Below are 23611 nucleotides of genomic sequence, written 5' to 3'. Positions count from 1 at the left end.
CCATGTCCCCTTCCCCTCAGCCTTCCCCGCGCCTGTCCTCCCGCTTCTCCCCCCGCGTCCTGTGGGCAGGGCTGCGCGCCCTGCTGGTGCTGACGCTGGTGACCGGCGTCCTCTACCCGCTCGCCATCACCGGCGTCGCCCAGGCGTTCTTCCCCGACCGGGCGAACGGCTCGGTCGTCACGGCGGACGGCCGCGACGTCGGCTCGGAGCTGATCGGCCAGACGTGGAACGGCCCCGACGGCGCGCCCGACCCGCACTGGTTCCAGCCGCGCCCCTCGAACAGCGGGTACGACACCGGCGCCACCGGCTCGGGCCAGCTCGCCGCGGGCGACCCCACCCTGGTGGAGACCGTCCGGCAGGCGCGGGAGGACGTCGCCGCGTTCAACGGCGTGCCCGTCGCCGACGTACCGCCGGACGCCGTCACCGGCTCCGGGTCGGCGATCGACCCGCACATCTCCCCGGCCTACGCCGACCTCCAGGTCGCGCGCGTGGCCGAGCGCAACGGGCTGCCGCGCGGCACGGTCCAGGCGCTGGTGGACGCGCACACCGAGGGCCGCGACCTCGGCGTGCTCGGCGGCGAGCGCGTCAACGTGCTGCTGCTCAACCTCGCGCTGCGCGACCTGCTCGACGGCTGAGCACCCGACCAGGCGGGAACGCCCGCGCCCGGCCCGGCGCGCGCGTTCCCGCCGGTCACGGGCCTGCGGGGGCCGCGCGATCCATACGGAACCCTGACGGCCCCCGCCCCCCGACCGGCGCGGGTTTCCGCGCCGTGGGATGAGAATGGGAGACATGGCACGACGTGGCAGGCTCAGGATCTACCTGGGCGCGGCACCCGGTGTGGGCAAGACCTACGCCATGCTCTCCGAGGCGCACCGGCGCACGGAACGCGGCGCCGACCTCGTCGTCGCGCTCGTGGAGCACCACGACCGGCCCCGCACCCAGGTCCTCCTGCACGGCCTGGAGCAGGTGCCGCGCCGGGAGCTGCGCTACCGGGACAGCGTCTTCACCGAGATGGACACGGACGCCGTCCTGCGCCGCGCGCCCCGGGTGGCGCTGGTGGACGAGCTGGCGCACACGAACGTCCCCGGCTCCCGGAACCAGAAGCGCTGGCAGGACATCGACGAGCTGCTGGACGCGGGCATCGACGTGATCTCCACCGTCAACATCCAGCACCTCGAATCGCTCGGCGACGTGGTCGAGTCGATCACGGGCGTGCGGCAGCGCGAGACGGTGCCGGACGAGGTGGTGCGCCGGGCCGACCAGATCGAGCTGGTCGACATGACGCCCGAGGCGCTGCGCCGCCGCCTGGCGCACGGCAACGTGTACGCGCCGGACAAGGTGGACGCCGCCCTGTCCCACTACTTCAGGCCGGGCAACCTCACCGCGCTGCGCGAGCTGGCCCTGCTGTGGACCGCGGACCGGGTGGACGCGTACCTCCAGCAGTACCGCAACGAGCACAACATCCGCTCCACCTGGCACGCGCGCGAGCGCATCGTCGTCGGCCTCACCGGCGGCCCCGAGGGCGCCACGCTGATCCGCCGCGCCGCGCGGATGGCCGCCAAGAGCTCGGGCGCCGAGATCATGGCCGCCTACATATCGCGCGCCGACGGCCTCACCTCCGCGTCGCCCCGCGAGCTGGCGGACCAGCGCACCCTGGTGGAACAGCTCGGCGGAACGTTCCACCACGTCATCGGCGACGACGTGCCCAGCGCCCTCCTCGACTTCGCGCGCGGCGTCAACGCCAACCAGATCGTCCTCGGCTCCAGCCGCCGCAAGAGCTGGCAGTACATGTTCGGCCCCGGCGTCGGCGCCACCGTCGCCCGCGAGTCCGACTCGGACATCGACGTCCACATCGTCACCCACAGCGAGGTCGCCAAGGGCCGCGGCCTGCCCACCGCGCGCGGCGCCAGGCTCGGCCGCTCCCGCCTCCTCGCGGGCTGGCTGATCGGCATCCTCGGGCCCGTGCTGCTCACGCTGGGGCTGGCCGAGCCGGCGCCCGGCGCGGAGTTCGCGAGCGACGTCCTGCTGTTCCTCTCCGTCACGGTCCTCGCCGCCCTGACCGGCGGCCTGCGGCCGGGGCTCACCTCGGCGATGGTCGGCTCGCTGCTGCTGAACTACTACTTCGCCCGCCCCACCGAGCAGTGGCGCATCGCCGAGGGCCACAACATCGTGGCGATCATCGTCTTCTTCGCCATCGCCGTCTCCGTCGCCACCGTCGTGGACCGCTCGGCGCGCCGCACCCAGCAGGCGGCCAGGCTGCGCGCCGAGTCCGAGACCCTCACGCTCCTCGCGGGCAGCGTCCTGCGCGGCGAGGACACCCTCGGGGCGCTGCTGGAACGGGCGCGTGAGACGTTCGGCATGGAGACCGCCGCCCTCCTGGAGCGCGACCTCGAACGCCGCCGCTGGTCGTGCGTGCGCAGCGTCTCCGTCACCGGGCAGACGCGGAAGCTCGACGGGCCCGAGGACGCCGACGTGGACGTGCCCGTGGGGGAGCACACCATGCTGGCGCTCGCCGGGCGCGTCCTGCCCGCCGAGGACCGCCGCGTCCTCAGCGCCTTCGCCGCGCACGCCGCCGTCATACTGGACCGCCAGCAGCTCAAGACCGAGGCCATGCGCGCCCACAAGCTCGCCGAGGGCAACCGCATCCGCACCGCGCTGCTCGCCGCCGTCTCGCACGACCTGCGCACGCCGCTCGCCGCGATCAAGGCGGGCGTCTCCAGCCTGCGGTCCGACGACGTGGCCTGGTCGGAGGAGGACGAGGCCGACCTGCTGGAGAGCATCGAGCAGGGCGCCGACCGGCTCGACCAGCTCGTCGGCAACCTGCTGGACATGTCGCGCCTGCAGACCGGCACCGTCGAGCCGCTGATCCGGGGCATGGACCTCGACGAGGTCGTGCCCCGCGCCCTCGGCGGCGTCCCGGAGAACGTCGTGGACCTCGACATCCCCGAGACGCTGCCGTACGTCGCCGCCGACCCGGGGCTGCTGGAGCGCAGCGTCGCCAACATCGTCGAGAACGCCGTCAAGTACAGCCCCGCCGACACCCCCGTACGGGTACGGGCCAGCGCGCTCGGCGGGCGCGTCGAGCTGCGCGTCGTGGACCGCGGCCCCGGCGTGCCGGACAGCGACAAGGAGCGGATCTTCGAGCCGTTCCAGCGGTACGGCGACACGCCGCGCGGCAACGGCGTCGGCCTCGGCCTGGCGGTCGCCCGCGGCTTCGCGGAGGCCATGCACGGCACCCTCGACGCCGAGGACACCCCGGGCGGCGGTCTGACGATGGTCCTCACGCTGCCCATCGCCCAGCCGTCCCTGGGCCTGCCGGACCCCGAAGGCGACGAGGACGCCGCCGACCCCCTCACCGACGACACCGCCCCCGCGCCCGAGGGCGCGGACGGGCACGCAGAACGGAAGGCCGCCCATGCACCGGGTGCTCGTAGTCGATGACGAGCCGCAGATCCTGCGCGCGCTGGTCATCAATCTGAAGGCCCGCAAGTACGAGGTGGACACCGCCGCGGACGGCGCCTCCGCCCTGCGCCTGGCCGCCGACCGGCACCCGGACGTGATCATCCTCGACCTCGGCCTGCCCGACATGGACGGCGTGGACGTCATCGGCGGCATACGCGGCTGGACGCGCGTGCCGATCATCGTGCTGTCCGCCCGCCACACGTCGGACGAGAAGGTCGAGGCCCTGGACGCGGGCGCGGACGACTACGTGACCAAGCCGTTCGGCATGGACGAGCTGCTGGCCAGGCTGCGGGCCGCCGTGCGCCGCGCCGAGCCGGGCACGGGCGAGGACGCGGCCGTCGTGGACGCGGCGGACTTCGTCATCGACCTGGCGGCCAAGAAGGTCCACCGGGACGGCAAGGACGTCCGGCTGACCCCGACTGAGTGGCACCTGCTGGAGGTCCTCATCAGGAACACCGGCCGCCTCGTCAGCCAGCGCCAGCTGCTCCAGGAGGTCTGGGGGCCCTCCTACGGCACGGAGACGAACTACCTGCGCGTCTACATGGCGCAGCTGCGCCGCAAGCTGGAGGCCGACCCGTCGGCGCCGCGCCACCTGATCACCGAACCGGGTATGGGTTACCGCTTCGAGCGCTGACGGGGCGCCCGCCCACGTTACGCTGAAGGCATGAGTACGGAGGGCCGACCCGGGATGCTGCGGCGGCTGCTGGGACGTGGCGGGCAGGCGGGCCACGGGCACGGCGACGACCTCGCGCCCGCGAGCGAGCCGGCCGACGCCGGCTGCACGCGTATCCGCGACTGCTCCGAGGGGACGCGCGGCCGTCCCGTGCTGAGCGTCACCGGGGTGCTGCGCGACGTGGGGGAGCGGACCGTGGCGGGCATGCCCGCGCTGCGGGCGGAGCTGGACGACGGCACGGCCCGTCTCGACGTGGTCTGGCTCGGACGCCGGGCGATAGCGGGCGTGGAGCCCGGCCGGGAGCTGGTCGCCTCCGGCAGGGTCGTGGTGATGCACGGGCGGCCCGTGCTGTTCAACCCCCGTTACCAGCTGCAACCCCTCGGACAGGAGTAGCCAGTGAGCTCACCCGACAGCCGGGCCGTCGCCCCGCAGTCACCGGACGAGGAGGCCACGCGCGCGGCGTTCTTCGAGGCGTTCGGCGGCGTCCGGGGCATGATCGAGACGACGGTGCCGGGGCTCGTCTTCGTGCTCAGCTACACCATCGACCGTTCGATCAACACGTCCGCCGTGCTGGCGCTCGGCATCTCGGCGGTCCTCGCCGTCGCCCGGCTCATCGGGCGCGACACCCTCAAGCACGCCCTCAGCGGCGTCTTCGGCGTGGCCTTCGGCGCGGTCTTCGCGATGATCTCCGGCGACGCCAGGAACTTCTACCTCCCCGGCATGCTCTACACGCTGGGCCTCGGCGTCGCGTACGTCGTGACGTCCCTCGCCGGTGTCCCGCTGCTCGGGCTGATGCTCGGGCCGGTGTTCCGCGAGAACCTGTCGTGGCGCACCCGCAACCCCGGGCGGAAGGTCGCGTACACCAAGGCCAGCTACGTGTGGGGCGCCATACTGCTGGCGAAGTCGGCGATCACCTTCCCCATCTACTTCTGGGGCGACGCCACCTCGCTCGGCTGGCTGCGGGTGGCCCTGGGCATCCCGCCGTTCCTCCTCGCCGTCTACTTCACCTGGATCATCCTGGTGAAGGCCCCGGCGCCGATCGACGTGATCGCCGAGTGGGAGGCCAAGGAGGAGGCGGAGAAGCGGGCGAAGGCGGAGCGCGAGGCCGTGGAACGCGCCGCCGCGCCGGGTCCCGAGGGGCCGGGCGGCGCGGCCGTCTGACGACCGCGCCCCCCCGTTCGTACGCCTGTGCCCGTCAGAGGGGCCCGGACCCGGTGTCCGGGCCCTTCGGCGTGGGCCTGGTCCGCGTCGCGCCGGGGCCGAACAGCGCCTCCAGCTCCTCCTCGCGGTCAGGGGCGGCCACGAACAGCAGCTCGTCACCGGCGGCGAGGGCGTCGTCCGGGTCGGGGATGAGGACGCGGGTGCCGCGGATGATCGTCACCAGCGCCGTGTCCTGCGGCCAGGCCACTTCCCCGACGCGGCTGCCGACCAGCGGCGCGGCGTCCGGCAGGGTGACCTCCACGAGGTTCGCCTCGCCCTGGCTGAAGCGCAGCAGCCGCACCAGGTCGCCGACCGAGACGGCCTCCTCGACCAGCGCCGACATCAGGCGGGGCGTGGAGACGGCGACGTCCACGCCCCACGAGTCGTTGAACAGCCACTCGTTCTTCGGGTTGTTCACGCGCGCCACGACGCGCGGCACCCCGTACTCCGTCTTGGCGAGCAGCGACACGACCAGGTTGACCTTGTCGTCGCCGCTGGCCGCGATGACGACCTGGCAGCGTTCCAGCGCGGCCTCGTCCAGCGTGCTGATCTCGCACGCGTCGGCGAGCAGCCACTCGGCCTCGGGCACCCGTGCCACCGACACCGCCTCGGGCGACTTGTCGATGAGGAGCACCGCGTGCCCGTCCTCCAGCAGTTCCGCCGCGATGGAACGGCCCACCGCGCCCGCGCCCGCGATCGCCACGCGCATCAGGACACCTCCTCCGGCCCGAGCAGGCAGGCGGCCTCGACCTCGGCGACCCGGTCGCCGTACATCATCACGTGCACGAGATCACCTTCCTGGATGACCGTCTGCGCGGTCGGCAGCATCGCCTCGCCCAGGCGCGTCAGGAACGCGACGCGCACTCCCGTCCGCTCCTGGAAGCGGCTGACGCGGTGCCCCACCCACGCCTGCGCCACGTGCACCTCGGACAGCTGCACGCCGCCGCTCGGGTCGCGCCACAGCGGTTCCGCGCCCGCGGGCAGCAGGCGGCGCAGCATCTGGTCGGCGGTCCACCGGACGGTCGCGACGGTGGGGATGCCGAACCGTTCGAACACCTCGGCGCGCCGCGAGTCGTAGATGCGCGCGGTGACGTTCTCCACGCCGAACACCTCGCGCGCCACGCGGGCCGCGATGATGTTCGAGTTGTCGCCGCTGCTGACGGCGGCGAACGCGCCCGCCTCCTGCAGCCCGGCCTCGGTGAGCGTGTCCCGGTCGAAGCCGAGGCCCGTCACGCGGCGGCCCGCGAAGCGCGAGCCGAGCCGCCGGAAGGCGGTCGGGTCCTGGTCGATCACGGCGACGGAATGCCCCCGTTCCTCCAGATTCAGCGCGAGGGTCGCGCCCACCCGGCCACAGCCCATGATCACGATGTGCATTGGTCTCCTTCGTGCGCACCAAACGCTACCCGCGTCGTCCCCGTCCTCCACTCCCGCCGCAGGTCACGGCGGTAATGTCGGCCCATGGCCGGTACCAAGCGCCTGTTCCTCGGCCGCGCGCTCCGGAGCGACGACCTGGGGGAGACGCTGCTCCCCAAGCGCATCGCCCTCCCCGTCTTCGCCTCAGACCCGCTCTCCTCGGTGGCGTACGCGCCGGGTGAAGTGCTGCTCATCCTCTCCCTCGCGGGATTGTCGGCCTATCACAACAGCGTGTGGATCACGCTGGCGGTCATCGTCCTGATGGTCACGGTCGTCGCCTCGTACCGGCAGACCGTGCACGCCTACCCGAACGGCGGCGGGGCGTACGCGGTCGTCTCCGCGAACTTCGGCCGCCGCGCCGGCATCACCGTCGGCAGCGCCCTGCTCGTGGACTACGTCCTCACCGTCGCCGTCTCCGTCTCGTCCGGCATCGACAACCTCGGCTCGGCCGTCGGCTTCGTGCGCGGCAACGAGGTGGCCTGCGCGCTCGTCGTGATCCTCCTGCTCATGCTGATGAACATGCGGGGCGTCCGGGAGTCGGGGAAGCTCTTCGCGGTGCCGACGTACGCGTTCGTCGTCTGCGTGCTCGCGACCGTCCTGTGGGGCGCCTTCCGCGGGCTCGCGCTCGGCGACACGATGCGCGCCCCGAGCGCGGACTTCGAGATCGTCGCCGAGCAGACGGGCCTGGGCGCCGCCGCCACCGCGTTCCTGCTGCTGCGCGCGTTCTCCTCCGGCTGCGCGGCGCTGACCGGCGTCGAGGCGATCAGCAACGGCGTCCCGGCGTTCCGGCCGCCCAAGTCGCGCAACGCGGCGGCGACCCTGGCGATCATGGGCCTGCTGGCGTCCGCGATGTTCCTCGGCATCATGACCCTCGCGCTCACCAGCGACGTCCACGTGGCCGAGCACCCGGCCAAGGACCTCCTGATCGACGGGAAGCCCGCCGGGGCCGGCTACCAGCAGGACCCCGTGATCGCCCAGGTCGGCGCGGCTGTGCTGGGGAACGGCTCGTTCGCCTTCATCGTCCTGGCCGCCGCCACCGCGCTCGTCCTCTTCCTCGCCGCCAACACCGCGTACAACGGCTTCCCCGTCCTCGGCTCGATCCTCGCCCAGGACCGCTACCTCCCGCGCCAGCTCCACACGCGCGGCGACCGGCTGGCGTTCAGCAACGGCATCGTCTTCCTGACCGTCCTCGCCGGGCTGCTGATCGTCGCGTTCCGCGCCAACGTCAACCAGCTGATCCAGCTCTACATCATCGGCGTCTTCGTCTCCTTCACCTTCAGCCAGAGCGGGATGGTCAGGCACTGGAACCGCCTGCTGGCGGACGGGCCCGACGGCGCCGACCGCCGCCGCATGCTGCGCGCCCGCGCGCTCAACGGCTTCGGCGCGGGGCTGTGCTTCGTCGTGCTGCTGATCGTGCTCGTCACGAAGTTCGCCGAGGGCGCTTGGGTCTCCGTCGTCGGCATGGGCACCTTCTACGCGCTGATGACCCGCATCCGCCGCCACTACGACGAGGTGGCCGACGAACTGTCCGTGGACGACACCGACGAGCACCGGCTCGACGTCCGCGCCTCGCAGGTGCACGCCGTCGTCCTCGTCTCCCACGTGCACAAGCCCACGCTGCGGGCCCTCTCCTACGCCAAGCTGCTGCGCGCCGACAGCCTCGTCGCCCTCACCGTCGCCGTCGACCCCGACGCCTCCGCGCAGCTCAAGAAGGAGTGGCGGCAACGGCACATCGACGTCCCCCTCAAGGTCCTCGACGCCCCCTACCGCGAGATCACCCACCCGGTGATCGCCTACGTCAAGCAGCTCCGCAAGAAGCACCCCGACGACGTCGTCAGCGTGATCATCCCCGAGTACGTCGTCGGCCACTGGTGGGAGACCGTCCTGCACAACCAGAGCGCGCTGCGCCTCAAGGGCCGCCTGCACCTCGCGGCGGGCGTCACCGTCACGTCGGTGCCCTGGCAGCTCGACTCCGCCGAGGCCGCCCGCGTCCGCGCCAGGCGCCGGGCCCGCCTGCGCGCCCAGCTCCGCGCGCCGGGGGCCGTACGGCGGGGGGCGGCCCCGCCGCGGCGGCGGCCGTAGACTGGGCCGCTGCCGTCCCCGCACCCGTACAGGAGCACACCTCTCATGGCCACCCCGGAATCCTCACCCAAGGCCGTCTCGCTGGTCGGCCAGGAGTACGAGGTGGAGGTCGGGCCGGTGGCGCACGGCGGCCACTGCGTCGCCAGGACGTCCGAGGGGCGCGTCCTCTTCGTCCGGCACACGCTGCCGGGCGAGCGGGTCGTGGCGCGCGTGACGGAGGGGCACGAGGGGTCGCGCTACCTGCGGGCCGACGCCGTGGAGATCCTCGACGCCGCCAAGGACCGCGTGCCCGCGCCCTGCCCGTACGCCGCTCCCGGCGCGTGCGGCGGCTGCGACTGGCAGCACGTGAAGCCGGGCGCGCAGCGGCGGCTCAAGGGCGAGGTGCTGACCGAGCAGCTCCGCAAGCTCGCCGGGCTCACGCCGGAGGAGGCGGGCTGGGACGGCACGGTCGAGCCCGCGCCCGGCGACAAGGTCGCGCCGGGCGAGGTCCCGGCGTGGCGCACGCGCGTGCAGTACGCGGTCGACGAGGAGGGGCGGGCGGGGCTGCGGAAGCACCGTTCGCACGAGGTGCAGCCGGTCGACCGCTGCCTGATCGCGGCGGAGAGCGTGAGCGAGCTGGGGGTCGAGAGCCGGTCGTGGCCCGGCATGGAGTCGGTCGAGGCGGTCGGCGCCAGCGGCTCGGGGGACCGCATGGTCGTCCTCACCCCGCGCCCCGGCGGGCGGCTGCCGCTCGTCCAGCTGGACCGGCCGGTCTCCGTCCTGCGCGCCGACGAGCGGCGGGGGCAGGGCGAGCAGACGCTGCACCGGGTCCACGGGCGGGCGTTCGTGCGGGAACGGGCGGACGGCCGGACGTGGCGGGTCGGCGCGGGCGGCTTCTGGCAGGTGCACCCGCAGTCGGCGGCGCTCCTGGTGGACGCGGTGATGCGCGGCCTCACGCCCCGCAAGGGCGAGACGGCGCTCGACCTGTACTGCGGCGTCGGCCTGTTCGCGGGCGCGCTGGCCGACCGGCTGGGGGAGCGGGGCGCGGTGCTCGGCATCGAGGCGTCCAAGCGGGCCGTGGAGGACGCGCGGCACAACCTCGCCGACTTCGACCGCGTCCGCATCGAGCACGGCACGGTCGAACGGGTCCTGCCGCGCACCGGCATCACGCAGGCGGACCTCGTGGTCCTCGACCCGCCGCGCGCGGGCGCGGGCCGCTCGGTCGTCCGCCGCCTGGCGGCCCTGTCCCCCCGCCGCATCGGCTACGTGGCCTGCGACCCCGCCGCACTCTCCCGCGACCTGGCGGACTTCCGCGACGCGGGCTACGTCCCCCGCTTCCTGCGGGCATTCGACCTGTTCCCGATGACACACCACCTGGAGTGCGTGGCGATCCTCGAACCGGTGGAACGGGCCCGCTGACCCGGGGTTCCGGCCGGTGCGGCGGGGCGGGCGTCAGTCCCCGATGATCCGCTGACCGCCGCCGCGAAGGACCCCGCCGCCGATCTCCGCCCGGAGCTGCACCGTCTGCCCGGAGCACTGCCGCGCACCCCGGCGTGGGACGAGGCGCCCGTCGATGTCGCCTGGCCCGCTCCGCGCAACGCCCTCGAACTCGTCAGCGGGGCCGCCGCGGCCTCGCCCGGCGCGATCGCCGTCCGGGCGGGCGACGACGCGCTGACGTACGGGCAGTTGCTCGGGCAGGCACGGGACCTCGCCGCACGACTGCGGGAACAGGCCGTCCCCGAGGGCGGCAGGGTCGGTGTGCTGGTGGGCCGGACCCCCAGGCTGCTGGTCGCCCTGCTGGGGGTGTGGCACGCGGGCTGCCGGGCACTGGTCGTCGACGGGACCGGGACCGGGACCGGGACCGGGACCGCCCCCGGCCTCGCCGCGGAACGCGTCGTCGTCGACCTGTCGCACCCGCGGCGCCGCCCGCCGCCGCACCGGCCGGGCCTCCCGCCGACGCCCCCGGAGCGTGAGGCCTACCTGCTCTACACGTCGGGGTCCACCGGCGTACCGAAAGGTGTCTCCATCCCGCACCGGGCGGTCGTGGCGATGGTGCACGGGACCTGGCGGATCTTCGGGACAAGGGCGCTGCGCGCCTCCCTCGCGGCGACGTCGGTCTCCTTCGACGTCTCCACGGTCGAGCTGTTCCCGCGACTCGGCGCGGAGGTCGGCCGTGCGCTCGACCTGGTGTCGGAACGCCACGGCGTCACGCCGTTCACGGCTGCCTCGCTGGTGTTCGCGCTCGCGGTGATGCGGCTGGCCGGCGTACGGGACGTGCTCCTCGGCACCCCCGTCGCCGGCCGTGACGAGCTGGCGTTCGATCGCACCGTCGGCATGTTCGTCACGACGGCGGTGCTGCGCGTCGACGGCCGGTCCGATCCCACGATCGACGCGCTGGTCCCGGCGTACGCGTCCCATGTCGCCGAGACCATGCGGTACCCGGTGCCGCTGGACGAACTCGTCGACGCCGTCTCGCCCGCGCGCCGACCGGGAGCGAACCCGCTGATCCAGCTGCTTTTCGCCTACGACTACGGGCAGGAGACGTCCTTGGCCCTGGACGGTGTCGAAGTCCGGCCGATCGGCCTGGCGGGGGAGACGTCCAAGTTCGACATGAACGTCACGGTCGACGCGTCCGCGGGGGAGCGGCACCTGGTGGGCGAGTACGCCACGGACCTGCTGTCGCCGGGCGACATCGACAGGTTCGTCCGGCACTTCGGCGATCTCGCGACCGCGGTGGCCGCGCGTCCGCGGGCGTCCTTGTCCGAACTTCTGAGCCAGGGGGGCGCCGCGTGAACGACTACCGGAAGATCTGGACAGGGAACGCCTCGGCGAATCTGGCGGACGGTGTGACATTCGTGTCCCTGCCGCTGCTCGCCGCCACGCTCACCGATGATCCGGTGGCGATCGCGGGGCTGTCGGTCGCGTACACGCTGCCGCGTCTGCTGTCGGTGCTGGGCATCGGCGTGCTGGTCGACCGGGTCGACCGCCGCAAGCTGCTCTATTGGGCCGGGTTCTCCCGTGGGGTGCTGTTCGCGGCGCTGACGGTGCTGGTGGTGAGCGAGGCGACGACCCTGGCCGCGCTGTATGTGGTGTACGCGGTGATGGGGGTGGTCGAGACGCTGGCGGACAGTACGGCCGTGGCCATCCTGCCGCAGGCGGTTCCCGCGTCCGGTCTCGACCGGGCGAACTCGCAGATCGCGGGGACGCAGGTGGTCGTGGACGAGTTCGTGGGGCCGCCGCTGGGCGGTTTCCTGTTCGGTGTGGCGGCGTTCGCGCCGTCGTTGCTGAACGCGTGCGCGTTCCTGGTGGCGGCGCTGGCGTTCGTGCGGCTGCGCGGGACGTACGCGCTGCCGGAGGCCGCTGAGCGGCCGGGGTTCGTGCGGCAGGTCCGCGAGGGCGCGGCGTGGGCGTGGTCGAACGTCGTGGTCAGGACGCTGATCGCCATCGGGGGCCTGGCGAGCGTCGGTTACATGATCCCGTTCTCGTATCTGGTGCTGTACGCGGAGGACGTGCTCGGTCTCGACGCCGCCGGTTACGGCCTGCTGCTGTCGGCGTCGGCGGTGGGAGGGCTGCTCGGCAGTGTGGTGGCGGGGCCGGTGCGGCGGCGGGTCGGGTACGGCTGGACGGTTGTCGGCGCGCTGCTCGTCGGCGCCGGGTCGTTCGCCGTCATCGCCGTGTCCGGGAACGTGTGGGTGGTCGGGTTCTTCCTGGCGGCCTACATCGGGCATGCGGTGGTGTGGAACGTGATGGCCGCCTCGATCCGGCAGAAGGCGACGCCCGCGGCGCTGATGGGACGCGTCGGGTCGGTCGGGCGCCTGGTGGGGATCGGCGGGCTGTCCGCCGGGGCGGGGCTCGGCGGTGTGCTGGCGGCACAGTGGGGCTACCAGGCGCCGTTCGCCGTAGCCGCGGGCTTCTTCGTGCTGTGCGCCCTGCTGATGGCGGCCACGTTCGGACACTTCCGGGCCTTCGAGCACGCGGACGAGCCGCAGGTCCGGGAAGATGCCTGACGCCGGTGCGCTGCTTGCCGTGGCCGGCCGGCACCGTCCGCGTGTCCGGAGGCCCGGCGTCCCGGGGCACATGACTACCCGTCCTGGGAGGGCGGTTCGATGCCGCGCTGAGGGTGGTACGGGCCGGTCCACTCGTACAGGTCGCCTGCGATGCCACGGGCGTGGCCGGTGAGAAGCGCGGCCTCCAGTTCTTTGCGCGGGATCGAGGCCATGTGGTCCCCGAGGGCTCGGAAGGTGTCCGGGGTCGGTACTCCGGTGCGGAACACCTCGACGGCCTCGCGGGCGGTGCGGCGGTCGTTCTCGGCGAGGTGGGGCCGGATGACGACGACCGCCACGGAGTACTCGTTGTCGATCATCCGCATCCGGCGGGCCACTTCCGGGAAGTCCAGCTTCTCCCGCAGCGCCTCGATGACCTCGCCGGTGGCTCCGTCGGGGTCGGTGGCGGAGGAACCGGCCTGGAGGCGGTAGCGGTGCCGGTAGTAGGAGCGGAGCGCGTCCAGGTCGTCGGGGTCCGCCAGGCGGCCGTCCCCGAAGCGGCGGGAAGCGGCGGCGATGCCGCACCGGTTGTGGATGGCATGGGGCCGCAGGCCGTCGGTCGGTTCGAAGACGGTCATGAGGCTGTCCTCGGCAGCGGCGTTCCCTTCGCGGTTGACGCGTCCTGCGGCCTGCTGCTCGGACTCCGGCAGGGATCTGGCGCGGAAGCCCCGCGGGAAGTCGAGGTCCACCCCGGCCTCGATCAGCGAGGTGGACACCAGGAGGGTGGGCAGGCCGGACGCGAGGCGTTCCTTCGTCGTCCCGATGACCTCCTTGCGGTGGCCGCCGGTCATGCGGGTGGACAGGTGCAGGACGCCCGGATCCTCCTCCTCGCCGCCGAGCCACGCCCTGTGCACCGCGACGGCGTCCTTGGTCCCGTTGACGACGACAAGGGCACGGCCGTGCGCGGCGGCCTCAGCGGCGATGCTCCCCAGCGTCACGTCCGGGCCGGTGCGCCAGTCGTACGTGACCCGCCGCAACTTCTCGAAGAGCGGCGCGGGGTCGGCGACGATGTCGCGCTGCGGCAGCCCGTTCCGCCAGGGGTTCAGGGCGGCGAGTTCCGGTTGCGTGGCGGAGGACAGGACGAGCGTCACTCCGTAGTGCTGCACGAGTTCGCGCAGTCCCGACAGGATCGGTGTGAGCAGGTCGTCGGGGAGTGACTGGACCTCGTCCAGGACGAGGACCGAGCCCGCGACGCGGTGCAGGCGGCGGACGGCGGACGGGCTGTTGCCGAACATCGTCTCGATCAGGCGGACCGTGGTGGTGACGATGAACGGGGCGTCCCAGTTCTCGGCGGCCAGCTTCGCCCACGGCTTGGGACCGCTGTGCCGTCGGTCGGTGGCATCGAAGTCCACGGCCGAGTGGTGCTCCAGGACGACCGGGGCGCCGTGCTCCGGGTCGAGGAGATCCCGGTAAACCTTCGCGTTCTGGTCCGTGATCGAGATGTACGGGACGGCGACGATGACGCGGCGCAGACCGCGCAGGGCGGCGTGGCGCAGGGCGAAGCCGCCGCCGGTGAAGGTCTTCCCCATCCCGGTCGGCAGGTGCAGCCGGTACACGCCCTGCGCGCCCGCCGCGGACTCGATCGCCTCCTGGTAGGCCTTCTCGCGGAGCGCGTCCAGCCAGGACTCCCCTCGATCCCTGCGGCGTTTGGCGAGGGAGTCCCGGCGCCGGGTCTCGTAGCGTTCCGACAGTTCGGCCATGCTCGGATCGGCGCCGCGCGGGGCCGTGGGCCTGAAGTGCGCGGCCGTGTCGAGCCGGTCGGCGTCCACCACGGCCGAGAACGTCATGCGCACGAGCATCTCCACGCTGGCCGCGTCGCGCGGGTCGAGCCAGGCCGGGAGCGCCGGGGCCGTCCTGTCCAGCATCTCCGGCATGACCCGGGCGGCCCGGCTGACCGCCTCGTCCACCTCGGCGGGGTCCGCCATGAGCGCCTTCAGCCGGACTCTGAGGTCCGCCCAGGCCGACAGGCCTGTGTGGTGGCCCTCGATGACTCCGGCGAACGGTGTCAGCACCGGCTGGTCCCCGGCGATGCGGGCGAGCAGCGCGGCTCCGGCGTCCTTGTGCGGGGGGCGGTAGGCCTTTGTCCCGGACACGTTCTCCTCGATCAGGCCGTCCTGCCAGACGCAGGTGCATTTGCCGAGGTCGTGGTCACGCCCGAGACGGCAGGCCAGCTCCCCGCCTCCCCAGATCCGGGCGAACTCGCGGGCGCGTTCAGCGGTGCCCCGCGCATGGTCCTCGTACCAGTGCCAGGTGCCCCGGTGGCCCGGCGAGTGGGCCACGAGTCTGCCCGGCGGAACGGGCATCGCCCCGCGTACCGCACCAACTGCCTTGTGCGCCACCCCATTTGACATACCGTCCCCCATGCGCTGTTATCCCATCAGACCGTGACAATTCGCCGTCGTCTCCCTGGCGGCGGACAGCGGACCGTCATCACGCGATGACGCTAGCGGTAGGCACTGACAACGGGCCGTGTCGGCCGGTACACGGAGGAGGAAGACGCATGAGCACGGCACCACCCCGGCGACGCGGGGAGAGGGACGACCGCCCCCTCCATGTACAGGTGGAGGCGTGGGGGCCGCTGGCCTGCTTCACGAGGCCGGAGATGAAGGTCGAACGGGTCTCCTACCCGACGATGACGCCCTCGGCGGCGGCCGGTTTGCTGGAGGCGATCCTGTGGAAGCCGGAGATCACCTACCGGATCGAGCGGATCGAGCAGCTCAAGCCGGTGCTGTGGACCCGCTTCCGGCGGAACGAGGTGAACAACTCCCTCGTCACCAGGAAGGTCTACGAGGACCTGCGCACCGACAAGGGCTACCGCTACGACGCCGCCGAGGACCGGGGGCAGCGCGTCACCGTCGCCCTGCGCGACGTCGCCTACCGCATCCACGCCACCCTCCGCGCCACCGACCGCTGCACCGCGCCGCTGCCGAAGTACCGCGACCAGTTCGACCGCCGCCTGAAGCGGGGCGCGTGTTTCGAGCAACCCCACTTCGGCTGCCGCGAGTTCGCCGCCTTCTTCGGTCCCCGTGGAGCGGCCGAGGAGGCGGGCGCCGTCACCGCCGCCGACCGGGCGGGGATTCCCCCGGTCGAGGAGATCGGGCTGATGCTCCACCACATCGAGTACCTGCCGGGCGGCAAGGAGCGCTACCACTGGTTCCGGGCCCGTCTCGAAAACGGCGTCCTCCGCGTACCCGAGGAGCCGCTCGCCCCGGCCCGGACCGCCGGGATGCCCGGGGCGGAAGGCCGGGTCTCCGCCGAGGAGGCGGGCTGACATGCTGCTGCACAGCCTCGTCGAGCACGCCGACAGCCGCCGGGACGCGATCCCCGACTACTACCGGCGCCGCCCGGTCATGTGGCAGCTCGATCTGCCGGGCGACGGCGGCGGGGCACCGCTCGTCATCGACCTGCGCCCCGGCAAGGGCGAGAAGGCCCGCCAGATCACCGCCCCCTACGGCGTGCGCTCCGGGCGGAACCCGGCGCCGTTCCTCCTCGCCGACAGCGCGCTGTACGTCCTCGCCCACCCCGGCCTGGTGAGCGGGCCGGACGAGGGGAAGCGTCCGTCGACCGGCCAGGAGGATGTCGCCAAGGCCCGACGGCGGCACGCCGCCTACCGCGCCATGGTGACCTCCTGGTGCGCCGACCACCCCGGCCTCCCCGAGGCCCGCGCGCTCACCAGGTGGCTGGAGCGGGGCACTTCCGACGCCTGGCCCGAGGGGATGGACCAGGGGCACCTCGTCGCCGTCAGCGTGGACGGCGCGTGGGTCCACGACCTGCCGCAGGCCCGGGACTGGTGGGCGGGGAAGGTCGCGGCGGCGAAGAGCGGCAAGCAGGGCAAGGGCCTCGAAGGCATCTGCCTCGTCTGCGGGCGGACAGGACCGTTGCTGAGCACGCTCCCGGTCCCCGTCAAGGGGCTGCCCAACTCGGGGATGAACACGCAGCTGATCTCCCTCAACCAGCCCGCCCACTACCGGGCCGGCATCAAGCAACTCGGCGCCACCCCCGTCTGCGTGACATGCGGCACCAAGGCCACCACCGCCCTGAACGCGCTGCTGGCCGACCGCGACCACCACACCCTGGCCGGTGAGTCGGCCATCGCCTGGTGGACCCGCGATCCCGCCACCGAGACCTCGATGTGGACCCTGGACAACCCGGAGCCCGCTGAGGTCGCCCTGCTCATCGAGGGACTCCGTCACCCCCGCAAGGGCCGTGACGCCCTCGTCAACCTCGACGAGGACGCCTTCTACGCCGTCACCCTGCGCGTCAACGTCAACCGGGTCATCGTCGCCGACTGGATCACCATCCCCGTCCCCGAGCTGAAGCGGCGGCTCGGCGCCTGGTTCGCCGACCAGCGCACATGGGACGGGTGGAGCGGCACCTATCTCTGCTGGTCCGTCTGGCGGCTCGCCCTGGCCGCCGCCCGCTGGGACAGGCGGAAGAAGCACTACGTCGACAAGACCGTTCCCCACCACCTGCAAGCCGACCTGGCCCGTGCCGCGCTCCACGGCTCACCGCCCCCGGCGCATCTCCTGCCGGTCCTCATGCAGCGCATCCGCGCCGACCACCACATCGACCAGCCCCGCATCGCGCTGCTGCGCCTCGCCCTGACCCGTACGACCACCCGTCACAAGGAGCTGTGCGTGCCCCAGCTGAACGCCGCGTCGACCGAGCCCGGATACGTCTGCGGGCGGATCATGGCCATGCTGGAGGCCATCCAGCGCAAGGCCATGCCCAAGGTCAACGCCACCATCACCGACAAGTACCTGACCACGGCCGTCGTCTCGCCCCGGGCCGTCTTCACCCGGCTCCGCATCGGCGCGCGCCCGCACCTGCGCACCATCGCCCGCACGAACGAGGCCGCCGCCAGGGCCATGGAGAGCCGCATGCGGGAGGCGTTCGACCTGCTCGACGGCATCCCCGCGCACCTGGACACCGAGCAGCAGGCCCTCTTCATCCTCGGCTACGAACACCAGCGCGCCCACTCCGCGCGGGCCGCCGCCGAGGCCAGGAGGCTCCGCGAGGCCGGGAAGGACCTCTCCGACGACCAGGCGGCGGACGCCCTCGCCGACGCCGCCCAGGACGCGGGCGCCCCCGCGTAGGCACGCGCCCTCACACGACCCCACCGCCCGCCACGGAAGGACGGCACTCCCATGACCGCAGCGCACCTGGACCCCGCCCGCAAGCACGACTTCGTCTTCCTCATCGACGTCAAGGACGGCAACCCCAACGGCGACCCCGACGCCGGGGGCATGCCGCGCACCGACCCGATCACCAGCCAGGGCTTCATCACCGACGTCGCCCTCAAACGGAAGATCCGCAACGCCGTCACCCTCTTCCACCAGGGCGAACCCGGCTTCGAGATGTACGTGGAGGAGGGCGTCGCGCTCAACCCGAAGATCCAGCGCGCCTACCACGAGAACGACCTCAAGGAGGGCGACACCGCCGACGCGCAGCAGTGGATGATCCGCAACTTCTACGACGTGCGCCTGTTCGGCGCCGTCATGTCCGTGGGCGACCAGAAGAAGCACGCGGGCAAGGCCCGCGGACCCATGCAGCTCACCTTCTCCCGTTCCGTCGACCCCATCACCCCGCTCGAAGCCGGCATCACCCGCGTCGCCCCCAACAAGCCGGAGGACCTCGCCAAGGGCAAGGTCACCGAGATGGGCAACAAGCACTACGTGCCCTACGGCCTCTACCGCGGCCACGGCTTCTACTCGGGAGCCCTCGGCGCGAAGGCGGGCGTCACCCCGGACGACCTGGCCGCCTTCTGGCACGCCATGACGATGATGTTCGACCACGACCGCGCCGCCTCACGCGGCGAGATGGCGCTGCGCGCGCTGTACGTCTTCTCCCACGAGAACGCCTACGGGCTGGTCCCGGCGCACAAGCTGTTCGACCGCATCAGGGTCAAGCCGCTGGGCCACAGCGAGGCGCGGTCCTGGGACGAGTACGCCGACCGGGTCACCGTGGACGAGGACGGCATGCCGGACGGCGTGAAGTTCACCCCCCTCGCCTGACCCACCGCCCTGTCCGGCCGCCGCCCGGCGGCCGAGGATCGCAACGCCTGTCCGACCGGCCTCTGCATCGAGGTGTGTCCGCACGGCGGTCGTCCGCCCCGGCCGTGGCCGGGGCGGATAATGGCGGGGTGGGGGAGAAGCGACTGCGTGTGGTGCTGGCCGAGGATTCCGTCGTGCTGCGGGACGGCATGGCCGAACTCCTCGCCGCGCGCGGGTGCGAGGTCGTGGCCGCCGTGGGGGCGGTGCCGGAGTTGCTCGCGGCGGTCGCCGGACACCGGCCGGACGTCGCGGTGGTGGACATCCGGATGCCGCCGACCCATACCGACGAGGGCATCCGTGCGGCCGTCGGGATCCGTGAGACGGCGCCCGAGGTCGGTGTCCTGGTCTTCTCCCAGCACATCGAGACCGCCTGGGCCGCCCGGCTGCTGGCCGGTGGCGCCGCGGGTGTCGGGTACCTGCTGAAGGAACGCGTGGCGCGGACCGCCGAGTTCGTGGACGCGCTGCGCCGGGTCGCCGCGGGGGGTACGGCGCTCGACCCGGAGGTGGTCACCCTCCTGATGCGCGGTGAACGGCGCAGCCGGGTGGACACGCTGACGCGGCGCGAGCGCGAGGTGCTCGAACTGATGGCGCAGGGCCACTCCAACCGCTCCATCGCCGCGCTGCTCGTGGTGTCGGAGCGGGCGGTGGAGAAGCATGTCGCCGCTGTCTTCGCCAAGTTCGGTCTGCTGGCGACGCACACCGACAACCGGCGGGTGAAGGCCGTCCTCGCCTACCTGGCGGAGAGCGGCCGCTGAGGCGCCCGTTCTACAGGCGCGTCGGCAGCTCGGCGGTGACGGCGGTGGGTCCGCCGGGCGGGCTGTCCACCCGCAGCAGCCCGTCCACGGCCGCGAGCCGCTCGGCGAGGCCGGTCAGGCCGCTGCCGCTGCCGGGCGCCGCGCCGCCCCGGCCGTCGTCGCGCACGGTCAGGCGGACGCGGCCGTCGCCCGAGAGCGCCGTGAGTCCGGCCGAACGGGCGCCGCTGTGCTTGGCGACGTTCGTGAGGAGTTCGGCGGCGCAGAAGTAGACGGCCCGTTCGATCACCGGGTGCGGGCGTTCCCGCAGGTCGAGGCGGACGGTGACCGGTACCGGCGACGCGGCGGCGAGGCCCGGCAGGGCCGCGCCGAGGCCGCCGTCCAGCGCCACCGGGTTCAACCCCCGCGTGAGGTCGCGCAGTTCGGTGATCGTGTCGTCGGTCTGGGCACGGGCGCGGTCCACGAGGGTGCGCAGCCGCCCGAGATCGGGAGCGGCGGCGGGGGACAGCGCGTCGTCGGCCAGCGAGAGCGTGATGGCCAGGGCGACGAGCCGGGCCTGCGTGCCGTCGTGCAGGTCCCGTTCCAGGCGGCGGAAGCGGTCGGTCTGGTCCGCGAGCAGGGTGGCGCGGGCGGTCTCCAGCTGCCGTACGCGCTGCTGGGCGCGGACCGGGCCGAGCAGCAGCCGTGCGAGGCGCCGGTTCGCCCCGCTCAGTGAGCGGACGGCGACGGGCACCGCGGACAGGAGGAGCAGCCCGAGCAGGGTGGAGGCGGCGTCCAGCCACCAGGCGGGCCGCTGGCCCGGCTGCAACAGGCGCACCCACAGCGGGAATCCGATCAGCCATCCGCAGCCGAGGGGGAGCACCACGGCGGCGGCGAAGCCCGCCACGCCGAGCGGCAGCCGCAGCGCCAGGTAGAGCAGCGCCCGCCAGGCGACCGGGTCGGTGAGCACGGCCCGGCCGCGCGCGAACGCCGTCGCCCGGCGGGGCGGCCTCGCCGGTGCCTCGACGCGCTCGCCGAGCAGCCGGCCGACGAGCCGCCGGTGCAGCGTGCCCAGGCCGCGCGCGCCCAGCAGCGCCGCGACCACGAACGGCAGGCCGAGGACGGTCAGCGAGAGCAGGGCCCCCGCGTACAGGACGGCGAACGCGTAGCCGCCGCCGAGCAGGGCCAGCGGCAGCCCGGCGACGGCGAAGGCCCATTCGCCGCCCCGGACCGACAGGTACCGCCCGCCGCCGCGTTCAGTCACGGCCGCCGCCCACCAGCTCCGCCGCCGGTCCGCGGATGGCCCGCAGGCCCGTGAGCAGGATGGCCGGGCCGGTCAGCAGCCCCGCGCCCACCACGGTGAACGCGCAGGCGGCCACCGGGACGGACGGCACCGGCGAGCCGGTCACCGACGCGCTGAACGCCGACGACGCCGCGCCCGCGACCGCCGCGCCGAGCAGGACGCCCACCGCCGTGGTCACCGCCGCCTCCGCGGCCAGCATGCGCATCAGCTGCGGCCGGGTCGCGCCGACGAGCCGCAGGAGCGCGAACGCGCGGCGCCGTTCGGCGGTGACGGCGACCAGCGTGTTCACGGTGGAGACGGCGGCGAAGCAGGCGAGCATCGCCAGTTCGGCCTGGCGCAGCCACACGTCCGTGGCGGAGGCGGCCCCGGCCGCCGCCGCGCTCGCGGAGTGCTCGGCGGTACGTGTCATGACCAGCATCGTGCCCGACAGCCCCACGAGCAGCGCCACGGGCACCACGGCGGACGACAGCCGTCGCGCGTAGCCGCGGAGGTGGGCGTCGGCGAGCCATCCCGCGCCGGGGGCCAGTGCCCGTAGCGGCGCGCCGAGCGCGGCGGCGAGGAGGCGCGCGGCGAACGGGCCCACCAGGGCGACCCCGGCCAGCAGGACCAGCGACGCCAGCAGCGCCGCCTGGCCCGCCTTGTCCGCCTGCTCCTCCGGCCGCGTCGCGGCCAGCCGCAGCAGCAAGGCACCGCCGGCCAAGACGCCGAGCCCGGCGAGCAGGCGCGGCGCGCCCGTACGCCCGTGCTCGGTGGTGCTCGCGGTGAGGGCCGCCGCGGGCGCGACGCGGGAGATCCGCCGGGCGGCGACGGCGGCCGCCGCCAGGCCGACGGCGAGCGCGGCGGCCAGGGCGGCCAGCATCGGCAGCGGCGTCACCGGCACCCGTACGTCCGGTGGCGCCATCCCGAGCCGCCGCAGCTCGGTGAGGAGGCGGCGGGCGGCGGCCACCCCGGCGGCCCAGCCGGGCACGGCGACCAGCAGCGTGGTCGCGACGACCTGGCCCCTGACCAGCCGCCGTGTCTGGCGGGGCGTCGCCGCGATCGTGCGCAGCAGGGCCAGCTCGTGGTGCTGCCGGCGGACGGCGGACCCCAGCGCGTTGACGACGACGAAGAACGCGGTCAGGACCGCGATCTCCCCGAACGCCCCGGCGATCACGGCCAGTCCCGGCCCGTCCGCCTCTCCGCGCGCGGACGCGGGCGCGGCGAGGTGGGCGGCGAGCAGCGAGCCGAAGAGCGTCACGGTGGCGACGGCGAGGAAGAGCGCCGCCGCCGGACCGGCGAACGCGGCCGGGCGCCGCCGCAGCTGTCCGAGGGCGAGCGCGGCCACGGCGCTCATCCGCCCAGCCTGTTCAGGCGCTCGCCGACCCGGGCGGCGGTGGGCCGGTCCAGCTCGTCCACGACCAGGCCGTCGGCGAGCAGCAGGACCCGGTCCGCGTACCCGGCGGCGACCGGGTCGTGGGTCACCATGACGCAGGTCTGCCCGTCCCTGTCCACGCCGGTGCGCAGGAGGGCGAGGATCTCGTGGCCGGTGGCGCGGTCGAGCGCACCGGTGGGCTCGTCGGCGAAGACCACCTCGGGACGGGAGACCAACGTGCGGGCGATCGCGGCCCGTTGCTGCTGCCCGCCGGAGAGCTGGCCCGGCCGGTGCCGTTCGCGGCCGGTCAGGCCGACGCGGGCGAGGGCCTCCGCGACCTGGCGGCGGTCGGGCCGTGCGCCCGCCAGCCTGCCGGGGAGCGCGACGTTCTGGGCGACCGTCATCGCGGGCATCAGGTTGAACGCCTGGAAGACGAAGCCGATCCTGGCGCGCCGCAGCTTCGCCAGCCGCCGTTCGGGCAGCCGCGACACCTCGGTGGCGCCCCACCAGACGGAGCCGCGGGTGGGCCGGTCCATTCCCGCGAGGCAGTGCAGCAGGGTGGTCTTGCCGGAGCCCGAGGGCCCCATCACCGCCGTGAACGTGCCGGGCGCGAGGGCCACCGACACCCCGCGCAGTGCCCGTACGGTGGCGGCGCCGCGTCCGTACTCCCGGTGCAGGTCCGCCGCCCGTGCGGCGGTGTCCGTCGTCGTCTCAGCCATGGACTCATCCTCGGCCGGGGCCGCGCGGCGATCGATCGTGCAGGCTCCCGGATCCGGGGTGCGGGAAACCGAACCGTGCCGCCCGGAAGCCCTCTGACCTGGGGCGCCCTGGAGAGTTATAGGGACGCTTCCCGCCACCTCCTCCCTAGCCTGGTCATGTCCGGGGATCCGGCCGTCGGATGTGCCGGATCGGGCGAACCACGAGGGGGAGTTCCATGAGCAGGATCACGTTCAAGGGGAAGACGGCCGCCATGGCGGCGGGGGCCACGCTGCTGGCGGGTCTCGGGCTCGGGGTCGTGGCGACCCCGGCGCAGGCCAGCTGGGACGACTGTGAGTCCGGGGCGCTGTGCGCCTACACCCAGACGTCCGGGGGCGGGACACCCGGGCAGGTGTGGGGCGACAACGGCGACCTGCGGCAGTACAACAAGTTCGACAACGCCAAGTCCCTGTACAACAACGGCAACTCCTGCGATGTCGCGCTCTTCACCAACACCTGGTTCCGGGGTACGGGCCAGACCCTCCACCGCGGCTACGTCGTCCGGGACACCGACGGCACCGCCTACGAGAACGGCGTCGGCTCCAACATCTGGACGAACTGCTGA

General features: G+C 73.5%; 20 protein-coding genes. 14 read left to right on the top strand and 6 right to left on the bottom strand.

All coding sequences use genetic code 11. The features are described 5' to 3' along the window. Positions 1-2 precede the first annotated feature (2 nt). The 5 genes from ACIBPC_RS17435 (at position 3) to ACIBPC_RS17415 (ending at position 5296) form a co-directional block, all read left to right on the top strand. The gene (locus tag ACIBPC_RS17435) at positions 3-635 is read left to right on the top strand and encodes a potassium-transporting ATPase subunit C (RefSeq protein WP_398845427.1); all 633 of its coding nucleotides are present in this window, start codon (positions 3-5) and stop codon (positions 633-635) included. A gap of 154 nt (positions 636-789) precedes the next feature. Next, positions 790-3441: an ATP-binding protein gene (locus ACIBPC_RS17430; RefSeq protein WP_398845425.1), complete on the top strand. Its 2652-nt coding sequence runs from the start codon at positions 790-792 to the stop codon at positions 3439-3441. Next, positions 3416-4096, top strand: a complete 681-nt coding sequence (locus ACIBPC_RS17425; RefSeq protein WP_362960421.1) for a response regulator — start codon at positions 3416-3418, stop codon at positions 4094-4096. The genes ACIBPC_RS17430 and ACIBPC_RS17425 overlap by 26 nt, the downstream gene beginning before the upstream one ends. A 30-nt stretch (positions 4097-4126) precedes the next feature. After that, complete coding sequence (locus ACIBPC_RS17420; RefSeq protein ID WP_362960419.1) at positions 4127-4528, top strand: OB-fold nucleic acid binding domain-containing protein; 402 nt, start codon at positions 4127-4129, stop codon at positions 4526-4528. A 3-nt stretch (positions 4529-4531) separates the two neighbouring features. Further along, a complete protein-coding gene (locus ACIBPC_RS17415) occupies positions 4532-5296 on the top strand; it encodes a DUF3159 domain-containing protein (protein ID WP_362960417.1) in 765 nt (254 codons plus the stop codon). A 34-nt stretch (positions 5297-5330) separates the two neighbouring features. On the opposite strand, the gene ACIBPC_RS17410 is transcribed toward ACIBPC_RS17415, so the two are convergent. After that, positions 5331-6044, bottom strand: coding sequence for a TrkA family potassium uptake protein (locus tag ACIBPC_RS17410; protein ID WP_362960415.1), 714 nt, complete (start codon positions 6042-6044; stop codon positions 5331-5333). Next, on the bottom strand, positions 6044-6709 hold the full coding sequence (locus ACIBPC_RS17405) for a TrkA family potassium uptake protein (RefSeq protein ID WP_362960412.1): 666 nt from the start codon (positions 6707-6709) through the stop codon (positions 6044-6046). The genes ACIBPC_RS17410 and ACIBPC_RS17405 overlap by 1 nt, the downstream gene beginning before the upstream one ends. 84 nt (positions 6710-6793) lie before the next feature. Here ACIBPC_RS17405 and ACIBPC_RS17400 point away from each other — a divergent pair, with 84 nt between their 5' ends. From ACIBPC_RS17400 to ACIBPC_RS17385, 4 genes are read left to right on the top strand one after another with little or no spacing between them, the layout of a single operon-like run. Further along, on the top strand, positions 6794-8830 hold the full coding sequence (locus ACIBPC_RS17400; protein WP_398845420.1) for an APC family permease: 2037 nt from the start codon (positions 6794-6796) through the stop codon (positions 8828-8830). Between the two features lie 45 nt (positions 8831-8875). Next, positions 8876-10228 carry a class I SAM-dependent RNA methyltransferase gene (locus tag ACIBPC_RS17395; RefSeq protein WP_398845418.1) on the top strand — a complete coding sequence of 451 codons (1353 nt, stop codon included), beginning with the start codon at positions 8876-8878 and terminating at the stop codon, positions 10226-10228. Between the two features lie 51 nt (positions 10229-10279). Beyond that, positions 10280-11602, top strand: coding sequence for an AMP-binding protein (locus tag ACIBPC_RS17390; RefSeq protein ID WP_398845642.1), 1323 nt, complete (start codon positions 10280-10282; stop codon positions 11600-11602). Continuing rightward, the gene (locus ACIBPC_RS17385) at positions 11599-12816 is read left to right on the top strand and encodes an MFS transporter (protein WP_398845415.1); all 1218 of its coding nucleotides are present in this window, start codon (positions 11599-11601) and stop codon (positions 12814-12816) included. Before ACIBPC_RS17390 ends, ACIBPC_RS17385 begins: the two co-directional genes overlap by 4 nt. A gap of 74 nt (positions 12817-12890) precedes the next feature. Here ACIBPC_RS17385 and ACIBPC_RS17380 read toward each other — a convergent pair whose 3' ends face one another. Continuing rightward, positions 12891-15155, bottom strand: coding sequence for a CRISPR-associated endonuclease Cas3'' (locus ACIBPC_RS17380; RefSeq protein WP_398845412.1), 2265 nt, complete (start codon positions 15153-15155; stop codon positions 12891-12893). A gap of 197 nt (positions 15156-15352) precedes the next feature. Here ACIBPC_RS17380 and cas5c point away from each other — a divergent pair, with 197 nt between their 5' ends. The 4 genes from cas5c to ACIBPC_RS17360 all read left to right on the top strand — a co-directional run bounded on the left by cas5c (position 15353) and on the right by ACIBPC_RS17360 (position 19660). Further along, complete coding sequence (cas5c, locus tag ACIBPC_RS17375) at positions 15353-16123, top strand: type I-C CRISPR-associated protein Cas5c (RefSeq protein WP_398845409.1); 771 nt, start codon at positions 15353-15355, stop codon at positions 16121-16123. Position 16124: 1 nt separating this feature from the next. Beyond that, a complete protein-coding gene (gene cas8c, locus ACIBPC_RS17370; RefSeq protein ID WP_398845407.1) occupies positions 16125-17948 on the top strand; it encodes a type I-C CRISPR-associated protein Cas8c/Csd1 in 1824 nt (607 codons plus the stop codon). Positions 17949-17999: 51 nt separating this feature from the next. Beyond that, positions 18000-18866, top strand: a complete 867-nt coding sequence (gene cas7c, locus ACIBPC_RS17365) for a type I-C CRISPR-associated protein Cas7/Csd2 (RefSeq protein ID WP_398845404.1) — start codon at positions 18000-18002, stop codon at positions 18864-18866. Positions 18867-19015: 149 nt separating this feature from the next. Further along, on the top strand, positions 19016-19660 hold the full coding sequence (locus ACIBPC_RS17360) for a response regulator transcription factor (RefSeq protein ID WP_398845639.1): 645 nt from the start codon (positions 19016-19018) through the stop codon (positions 19658-19660). A gap of 10 nt (positions 19661-19670) precedes the next feature. Here ACIBPC_RS17360 and ACIBPC_RS17355 read toward each other — a convergent pair whose 3' ends face one another. The 3 genes from ACIBPC_RS17355 to ACIBPC_RS17345 are packed head-to-tail and all read right to left on the bottom strand — an operon-like array spanning position 19671 to position 23009. Further along, entirely contained in the window at positions 19671-20900 is a 1230-nt protein-coding gene (locus tag ACIBPC_RS17355; protein ID WP_398845402.1) for a sensor histidine kinase, read from the bottom strand. Beyond that, on the bottom strand, positions 20893-22263 hold the full coding sequence (locus tag ACIBPC_RS17350; RefSeq protein ID WP_398845636.1) for an FtsX-like permease family protein: 1371 nt from the start codon (positions 22261-22263) through the stop codon (positions 20893-20895). Before ACIBPC_RS17350 ends, ACIBPC_RS17355 begins: the two co-directional genes overlap by 8 nt. 5 nt (positions 22264-22268) lie before the next feature. Further along, the gene (locus ACIBPC_RS17345) at positions 22269-23009 is read right to left on the bottom strand and encodes an ABC transporter ATP-binding protein (protein WP_398845399.1); all 741 of its coding nucleotides are present in this window, start codon (positions 23007-23009) and stop codon (positions 22269-22271) included. Positions 23010-23224: 215 nt separating this feature from the next. On the opposite strand from ACIBPC_RS17345, the gene ACIBPC_RS17340 reads away from it, so the two are divergent. After that, entirely contained in the window at positions 23225-23611 is a 387-nt protein-coding gene (locus ACIBPC_RS17340; protein ID WP_362960377.1) for a peptidase inhibitor family I36 protein, read from the top strand.

This window comes from Streptomyces sp. NPDC049879 (genome assembly GCF_044461265.1).
Classification (GTDB): Bacteria; Actinomycetota; Actinomycetes; order Streptomycetales; family Streptomycetaceae; genus Streptomyces.
The sequence above is the reverse complement of the archived record's forward strand: the minus strand, read 5'-3'. Positions and strand labels throughout refer to the sequence as shown.